7 protein-coding genes are annotated in these 8417 nt (G+C 71.7%); 5 read left to right on the forward strand and 2 right to left on the reverse strand.

What is annotated here, in order from left to right:
• Window positions 1–54: 54 nt before the first annotated feature.
• The 5 genes from AB0J12_RS30510 to AB0J12_RS30530 all read left to right on the forward strand — a co-directional run bounded on the left by AB0J12_RS30510 (window position 55) and on the right by AB0J12_RS30530 (window position 5591).
• Entirely contained in the window at window positions 55–1425 is a 1371-nt protein-coding gene (locus AB0J12_RS30510; RefSeq protein ID WP_363267788.1) for a sugar ABC transporter substrate-binding protein, read from the forward strand.
• Window positions 1422–2360 (forward strand): sugar ABC transporter permease, encoded by a 939-nt coding sequence (locus tag AB0J12_RS30515; protein ID WP_363267789.1) that lies wholly within the window; start codon window positions 1422–1424, stop codon window positions 2358–2360. Before AB0J12_RS30510 ends, AB0J12_RS30515 begins: the two co-directional genes overlap by 4 nt.
• Entirely contained in the window at window positions 2357–3184 is an 828-nt protein-coding gene (locus AB0J12_RS30520; RefSeq protein WP_363267790.1) for a carbohydrate ABC transporter permease, read from the forward strand. The genes AB0J12_RS30515 and AB0J12_RS30520 overlap by 4 nt, the downstream gene beginning before the upstream one ends.
• Window positions 3181–4170, forward strand: a complete 990-nt coding sequence (locus tag AB0J12_RS30525) for a zinc-dependent alcohol dehydrogenase family protein (protein ID WP_363267791.1) — start codon at window positions 3181–3183, stop codon at window positions 4168–4170. Before AB0J12_RS30520 ends, AB0J12_RS30525 begins: the two co-directional genes overlap by 4 nt.
• A 233-nt stretch (window positions 4171–4403) precedes the next feature.
• Complete coding sequence (locus AB0J12_RS30530; RefSeq protein ID WP_363267792.1) at window positions 4404–5591, forward strand: TerD family protein; 1188 nt, start codon at window positions 4404–4406, stop codon at window positions 5589–5591.
• Between the two features lie 61 nt (window positions 5592–5652).
• Here the strand turns inward: AB0J12_RS30530 and AB0J12_RS30535 are convergent, their stop codons facing one another.
• A complete protein-coding gene (locus AB0J12_RS30535) occupies window positions 5653–6225 on the reverse strand; it encodes a TetR/AcrR family transcriptional regulator (protein ID WP_363267794.1) in 573 nt (190 codons plus the stop codon).
• Between the two features lie 167 nt (window positions 6226–6392).
• The gene (locus AB0J12_RS30540) at window positions 6393–7835 is read right to left on the reverse strand and encodes an alkaline phosphatase PhoX (RefSeq protein WP_363267795.1); all 1443 of its coding nucleotides are present in this window, start codon (window positions 7833–7835) and stop codon (window positions 6393–6395) included.
• Window positions 7836–8417: the final 582 nt, after the last annotated feature.

Raw genomic sequence — 8417 nt, forward strand, 5'->3', positions numbered from 1 at the left:
GACGCCGCCTTGCCCGCGGCGCCCCTTATGTCCCCATACCTCCAGGAGCGATCCATGCGCACCCCGAGCCGACGGAGGCCGCGAGCCGCGCTCGCCATGGCCGCCGCAGGGATGCTGCTCGCCCCGCTGTTGTCCGGCTGCTGGGCCGGCGCGGGCGGGTCCGGTTCCGGCGGCGACTCCCTCAACGTCCTGATGGTCAACAACCCGCAGATGATGGAGCTGCAGAAGCTGACCGCCGCCCATTTCACCCGCGAGACCGGCATCAAGGTCAACTTCACCGTCCTGCCCGAGAACGACGTCCGCGACAAGATCAGCCAGGACTTCGCCAACCAGGCCGGACAGTACGACGTGGCGACCCTGTCCAACTACGAGATACCGATCTACGCCCGCAACGGCTGGCTGCACGAGATGGACTCCTACGTCGCCAAGGACCCGGCGTACGACGAGAAGGACGTCCTGCGGCCCATCGCCGAGTCCCTCACCGGCGACGACGGCAAGGGCTACGGCCAGCCCTTCTACGGCGAGTCGTCCTTCCTGATGTACCGCAAGGACGTGTTCGCGGCCAAGGGCCTGACCATGCCCGCCCACCCCACCTGGCAGCAGGTCGCCGCCCTCGCGGCGAAGGCGGACGGCGCCGAAAGGGGCATGAAGGGCATCTGCCTGCGCGGCCTGCCCGGCTGGGGCGAGCTGACGGCGCCCCTGACGACGGTCGTGAACACCTTCGGCGGCACCTGGTTCGACAAGGACTGGAAGGCGCGGCTCGACTCCCCCGCCTTCCGGAAGGCGACACAGTTCTATGTCGACCTGGTCCGCGCGCACGGCGAGTCCGGCGCCGCCCAGTCCGGTTTCGCCGAGTGCCTGAACAACATGACCCAGGGCAAGGTCGCCATGTGGTACGACGCCACCTCGGCCGCCGGTTCCCTGGAGGCCGCGAACTCCCCCGTGAAGGGCAAGGTCGGCTACGCCCCCGCGCCCGTGGAGCGCACCAAGTCCGCCGGCTGGCTCTACACCTGGGCCTGGGGCATCCAGAAGGCCTCCCGCAACTCCGACAAGGCCTGGCGCTTCGTGTCCTGGGCCTCCGGCAAGGGCTACGAGCAACTGGTCGGCGAGGAGTCCGGCTGGTCCAACGTCCCGGCCGGCAAGCGCGCGTCGACGTACACCCGTCCGGCCTACGTCAAGGAGGCGTCCGCCTTCCAGGAGATGACCCGCGAGGCCATCGAGACGGCCCGCCCCCGCGACCCCGGCGTACAGCCACGGCCCGCGCCCGGCATCCAGTTCGTCGGCATCCCCGAGTTCACCGACCTCGGCACCAAGGTCTCCCAGGAGATCAGCGCGGCCATCGCCGGACGCCAGTCCGTCGAGACGGCCCTGAGGAAGTCCCAGCAGCTCGCCGAGCGGATCGCGAAGGAGTACGAGGGACGATGACCGCCACCACCACACCCCCCCTGGCGACAGCCCCCGTTCCGGCGATACGGCAGCCCTCCGCCCGGCTGCGCGCCTGGGCCACCCGCGCCCCGCTGCTGCCCGCCCTGGTCTTCATGATCGCCGTGACCCAGCTGCCGTTCGTGGCCACCCTGGTGATCTCCTTCTTCGACTGGAACGCCCTCTACCCCAAGGCCCGCCGCTTCACCGGCCTCGACAACTACCGCCAGGTCCTCACCGACGCCGGCCTGCGCCACTCCGTGTGGACGACCGTGCTGCTGACCGCGGCCGTGGTGCTGGTGAGCCTGGTCCTCGGCCTCGCCCTCGCGCTGCTGCTGGACCGCAGGTTCCGCGGCCGGGGCGTGGTGCGCACCCTGCTGATCGCCCCGTTCCTGATCGTGCCCGTGGCCGCCGCCCTGCTGTGGAAGCACGTGCTCTACAACCCCGAGTACGGCCTGCTCAACGGCCTGTTGCACTACGTCGGCGGTCCGCAGCCGGACTGGATCTCGAACACCCCGCTGCTCGCCGTCGAGGCGTCCCTGGTGTGGCAGTGGACCCCGTTCATGATGCTGATCCTGCTGGCCGGGCTGCAGAGCCGCGACCCGGAGCAGATGGAGGCCGCGCGCGTGGACGGCGCGAACGACTGGCAGGTCTTCCGCCATCTCACGCTGCCGCACCTGCGCCGCTATCTGGAACTGGGCGCGCTGCTCGGCTCGATCTACATCGTGCAGAACTTCGACGCGGTCTTCACGATCACGTCCGGCGGTCTCGGCACCGCGAACCTGCCCTACACCGTCTACCAGAGCTTCTACCAGGCCCACGAGAACGGCCTCGCCTCCGCCGCGGGCGTCCTGGTCGTCATCGGCTCGATCGTCATCGCGACCCTCGCGCTGCGCGTGGTGTCGTCCCTGTTCCGTGAGGAGGTGGCGCGCTCATGATCACCGTGGTGCGCCGAGGCGGCCCGGCGCTGCTGGCCTGGCTGGCCGGGCTCGTGTTCTTCCTGCCCGTCGCGTGGATGGCGCTGACGTCCCTGCACTCCGAGCAGGACGCGGCGACCAACCCGCCGTCCTTCGCGGCGTCGCTGACGCTGGACGGCTACCGCGAGTTCTTCGGCGCGGGCGGCGGGGCGAGCCCCTGGCCCGCGCTGATCAACTCGGTGGTGGCGTCGGTGGCCTCGACGGCGCTGGTGCTGCTGCTGGCGCTGCCGGCGGCGTACGCGCTGTCGATCCGGCGGGTGCGCAAGTGGACGGACGTGCTGTTCTTCTTCCTGTCCACCAAGATGCTGCCGGCCGTGGCGGGCCTGCTGCCGATCTACCTGTTCGCCAGGAACGCGGGCCTGCTGGACAACATCTGGCTGCTGGTCCTGCTGTACACCTCGATGAACCTGCCGATCGCGGTGTGGATGATGCAGTCCTTCCTCGCCGAGGTACCGGTCGCGGTCATCGAGGCGGCGCGGGTGGACGGGGCCTCTCTGCCGGTGATCCTCGCGCGGGTGGTCGCCCCGATCGCCCTGCCCGGCATCGCGGCGACCTCGCTGATCTGCTTCATCTTCAGCTGGAACGAGCTGCTGTTCGCCCGGGTCCTGACGGGCGTGGTCGCCGAGACCGCCCCGGTGTTCCTGACCGGCTTCATCACCAGCCAGGGCCTGTTCCTGGCGAAGGTGTGCGCCGCGTCGCTCGTCGTGTCCCTGCCGGTGCTCGCCGCGGGGTTCGCCGCCCAGGACAAACTCGTCCAGGGCCTGTCGTTGGGAGCTGTGAAATGAAGGCCGCCGTCATCGAGTCCGTGGGCCGTGCCGTGGTCACCGAGGTCCCGGACCCGGCGCCGGGCCCGCGCGAGGTCGTCGTCGAGGTGGCGGCCTGCGGTCTGTGCGGCACCGATCTGCACATCCTGCAGGGCGAGTTCGCGCCGAAGCTGCCGATCGTGCCGGGGCACGAGTTCGCGGGGACGGTCGTCGCCGTGGGCACGCAGGTCACGGAGCTCGCGGAGGGCGACCGGGTCGCCGTGGACCCCTCCCTGTACTGCTACGAGTGCCGCTACTGCCGCAGCGGCCACAACAACCTGTGCGAGCGGTGGGCGGCGATCGGCGTGACGACGGCGGGCGGCGCGGCGCAGTTCGCGGTGGCCCCGGTCGCGAACTGCGTCAAGCTGCCCGAGCATGTGCGCACTCAGGACGCGGCGCTGGTGGAGCCGCTGTCGTGCGCGGTGCGCGGCTACGACGTGCTGCGCGCCCGCCTCGGCGCGCACGTCCTGATCTACGGCTCCGGCACGATGGGACTGATGATGCTGGAGCTGGCCAAGCGGACCGGCGCGGCGAGCGTGGACATGGTGGACGTGAACCCGGCCCGCCTCGAGACGGCCCGCCGGCTGGGTGCGTCCGCGTCGGCCGCCGGCGCCGACGAACTGGACCGCCCGCAGGGCTGGGACGTGGTCGTGGACGCGACGGGCAACGCGGCGGCGATCCAGGACGGGCTGGGGCGGGTGGCGAAGGCGGGCACCTTCCTGCAGTTCGGCGTCGCGGACTACGCGACGCGGGTGACGATCGACCCGTACCGCATCTACAACCAGGAGATCACGATCACCGGTTCGATGGCGGTCCTGCACAGCTTCGAACGGGCGGCGGAGCTCTTCGCGAACGGCGTCCTCGACCCGGGGATCTTCATCAGCGACCGGCTGCCGCTGGAGCGGTACCCGCAGGCCCTGGAGCAGTTCGCGGCGGGGGTGGGACGCAAGATCGTGGTGGTGCCGTGAGCGCGACGCCTGCCGTCACCGCGTGATAACCGCTGGGGGCCGGGCCCGCCCGGGCCGTACGATCCGGGCATGCCCCGCCCCGGGGGATTCGCCTACGACGCCTACGCGAGCGGAACCGTGCGGATCACGCACCACGGCCGCCCCCCGACCACCCGCGCAACCGGCGCTGAGCCGTCCGGGCGGTGGTAAGGGAACGGTAAAGCGGGGTCGTTCGTTCACCCGGCATGACAGCTATGACCCCTGGCTCGAACATCCCTCTGCCGACCGCGCGCGTGACGGTGGACGTCGCCGCTCCGGTGCGGCTCGACGTGTCGGGCCTGCTGCTCACCTCCGACGGCAAGGTGCGCTCCGACGACGACTTCATCTTCTACAACCAGCCCGCCGGCCCGGGCGTCACGTACCGCTCGGGCGGCGGCGCGGCCCCGGACGCGATCACGGTCGACACGGCCGCGCTGCCGCCGGGCATCGAGAAGGTGGTCGTCACCGCCAGCCCGGACGCCGCGGGGCAGACCTTCCAGGGCATCGAGCCGACTGCCACACTGCGCAACGCGGACGACGGCTCGGTCCTGGCCACCTTCACGCCCCCGCAGCTGGGCACCGAGACGGCCCTGGTCGTCGTGGAGATCTATCTGCGCGGCGGCCAGTGGAAGGCCCGCGCCGTCGGCCAGGGGTACGCCGACGGCCTGGCCGGCATCGCCACGGACTTCGGCGTGACGGTGGAGGAGCCCGCCGCTGCGGCCGCGCCCGCACAGCCGACGGCTCCCCCGCAGCCGGCCGCCGTGCAGCCCCCGCCCGCACCCCCCGCTCCCCCGGCCGCGCCGCCCGCCCCCGTCCCCGGCGCCGGGAAGATCAACCTCGACAAGGGCCGCGTCAGCCTGCAGAAGAACCAGACCGTCTCGCTGGTCAAGGACGGCCGCCCGCTGCTCTCCCAGGTGCAGATGGGCCTCGGCTGGGAGCCGGCGTACCGGGGCAAGGACATCGACCTCGACGCCTCGGTCATCGCCTACGGCCCGCAGCGCAACCACATCGACAGCTGCTACTTCGGCAAGCTGACCATCGTGGGCGGCGCGATCCGGCACTCCGGTGACAACCTCACCGGTGAGGGCGGCGGCGACGACGAGGTGATCACCGTCGACCTCGGCCGGCTGCCGCAGGAGGTCACCGGCCTGGTCTTCACGGTCAACTCCTTCTCCGGCCAGAAGTTCACCGAGGTCGCCAAGGCCTACTGCCGGCTGCTGGACGCGGCCACCGGCGAGGAGCTGGTCCGCTTCGACCTCACCCACGCCGAGGCGCAGACCGGCGTGCTGATGGCCAAGCTCATCCGCCAGTTCTCCGGCGAGTGGGAGATGACGGCCCTGGGCGACTTCGTGAAGGCCCGCACGGTCCGCAACATGGTCAAGCCGGGGGCCGAGTCGCTGTAGTGATCCGGCGAGTCCGTACGACACCGGGCGCCCCTCGTGCGGGGCGCCCGCGTCCGGGCGGTCACCCGTGCGTCCGCAAGCCCTCCGCCAGCAGGGACAGATACCGCGGAATGCACCGGCCGGAGTCGTCGGCCAGTTCCGAGGCCGTCGCGACGCCGTGGGCCAGCCGCAGGATGTCGACCGGCTCGACGTCCGGGCGCAGCGTGCCCTCGGCCTGAGCCGCCCGCACCAGGCGTTCCCCGGCGCCGTTGAGCACGGTGCCGCAGACCGTGCCCGCCACGGAGCCGCCGTCGGCGACGGCCGAGCCCAGCAGCGCCTTCAGCCCGCGGACCTGGATCATGCCCTCGGTGAGTTCCCGCAGCCACTGCCACAGCGCCTCGCCCGGCGCCAGCTCCCGCGCGATGGCGTCGGCCCGCGCCCCGAGCGCCTCGACCCGGTCCACGTACGCCGCCTCCAGCAGCGCCTGACGTGTGGGGAAGTGCCGGTACAGCGTGCCGGACCCGACCCCGGCCCGCTTGGCGATGTCGTCCAGCGACGCGCCCTCCCCGTGCTCGGCGAAGGCCTGCGCCGCCACCTGCAGCAATCGCTCGTAGTTGCGCCGAGCGTCCGCGCGCATGGGCCTGACCTGCGTCATCCAGCAACTCCTTGGCGAGACCTCGGCATACGGAGAGCCTCTCCGCATCGTATGCCCGCATGGTCCACCACGTCGTACCGGGACGTCACACAAGGGCGCGGCCCGGGTGGTCCGCGCGCGAGCGCTGATCACCCGGGCCGCGGTGTCCCACCCTCACAGGAGACAGGTCACCGCTTCTGACGCTTCCAGGGCCCGGTGATCGCCAGCATGATGCCCGGCTCCTGGATGTTGGCGAACAGCGTCCGGCCGTCGGGCGAGAAGGTGACGCCGGTGAACTCGCTGTACTCGGGCTCCTGCGCGGTACCGATGTTCAGCTCGTTGCGGGCGATGGGGTAGGTGCGGCCGCTCTCGGTGGCGCCGAACAGATGCTGCACGCCCTCGCCGTCCTCCGCGATCACCAGACCGCCGTAGGGGGAGACGGTGATGTTGTCGGGGCCGTCGAAGGCGCCGTCCTTGGCCGGGTCGGGGTTCACGCCGAGCAGCACCTTCAGGGTGAGGGTGCGCCGCTTGGGGTCGTAGAACCAGACCTGCCCGTCGTGCTGGACCGGGCTCTCCGCACGGGCGAAGGAGGAGACGATGTAGGCGCCGCCGTCGCCCCACCACATGCCCTCCAGCTTGCGGGCGCGGGTGACCTGACCGGTGGTGAACTGCTTGCGCACGGAGACGGTCTTCGCGTCGCGGTCGGGGACGTCGACCCAGTCGACGCCGTACACCGTGCCGGTCTTCGTGGCGCGGGAGAGGTCGTCGACGAACTTGCCGCCGGAGTCGAAGCACTTGAAGGCCTGGAGCACGCCGGCGTCGTCGGCGAGGGTGCGCAGCTTGCCGCGGCCGTGTTCGAAGCCCTGCGGCGGGACCCAGCGGTAGAGCAGGCCGTTGGGGCCGGAGGCGTCCTCGGTGAGGAAGGCGTGGCCGCGCTCGGGGTCGATGACGACGGCTTCGTGGGCGTAGCGGCCGAACGCCTTGATGGGCTTCGGGTCGCGGTTGGCGCGCCGGTCCTCGGGGTCGACCTCGAAGACATAGCCGTGGTCCTTGGTCATGCCGTTCTGGCCGGCCTTGTCCTCGGTCTCCTCGCAGGTGAGCCAGGTGTCCCAGGGGGTGCGACCGCCGGCGCAGTTGGTGGAGGTGCCGGCGATGCCGACCCACTCGGCGACGTGGTCGCGGCGCACCTCGACGACCGTGCAGCCACCGGAGGCGGCCGGGTCGTAGACGAGGCCCTCGGTGAGCGGCACCGGGTACGTCCAGTTCGCCCGCGGGCCCTTGAGCTCGTGGTTGTTGACCAGCAGGGTCGCGCCGCGCGGGCCGTCGAAGGTGGCGGTGCCGTCGTGGTTGGACGGGGTGGGCTCGCCGGACTCCAGCGTGGTCTTCCCGCTGTAGGTGATGACGCGGTAGGAGAAACCGGCGGGCAGGGCGAGGATGCCCTTCGGGTCGGGCAGGAGCGGTCCGTAGCCGACCCCGTGGTGAGCGTCCGCCGACGCCTCGCCCGCGGTCTCGGTGTCGGCGAAGGCGAGGGCGTTGGGCGCGCTGGCCAGGGCGCCGACCGTGCCGGCCAGGGCGACCCCGGCACCGGTGGCCGCGGTGTTCCTGGCGAAGTCCCTGCGGGTGAGCGACATGCATGTCTCCTGAGACGGTGGGTGTGCCGTGGAGGGTGGCGGACCTCTGAGTCGGCGTCACCGTCGCGCCCGCGACTGAACGGGGGTTGAACGAGGGGCGTCATGAGCGGGTCGGCTTCCATGCATCCGTACGGCGCGGCCCATGAATCCGTATGGATCCCACCAAGCCGGCGTACGGCTGCGCCCGTGCCCCTGGCCGCAGGGGCGCGCGCGTGACGCATCACGACGCCACCGACGCCCCCCATCGGCCCGCCCGTGATCGCATACGGCCGCGCCGGGGCCCGCGCATCCGCGCTGCCTTCCAGGGCCCGCCGGTGATCTCTCACGACCGCACCGTGACCCCCGCATCCGCCCTGCCGTCCGGGGCGCGCGCGTGAGCCGGCATCGCAAGCGCCCGCGCTCCCGCACGGCCCCGCCCGAAGGCCACAGCTCCGCCCGCAGGCCGCACGGTCCCGCCCGCCGGAAGCGCGGAAGGGCCCCCGCGCGCCGGCCCGTTCTAGCGGTCCTCGCAACACTCACGATGATGGGAGTTGCGGGGACCGTGGGCGGTAAGAGGCTCGATCCGGCGTTGAAGCAGAGGTT

Origin of the sequence: Streptomyces sp. NPDC049915 (genome assembly GCF_040656475.1) — a bacterium.
In the GTDB taxonomy this organism is placed as follows: Bacteria; Actinomycetota; Actinomycetes; order Streptomycetales; family Streptomycetaceae; genus Streptomyces.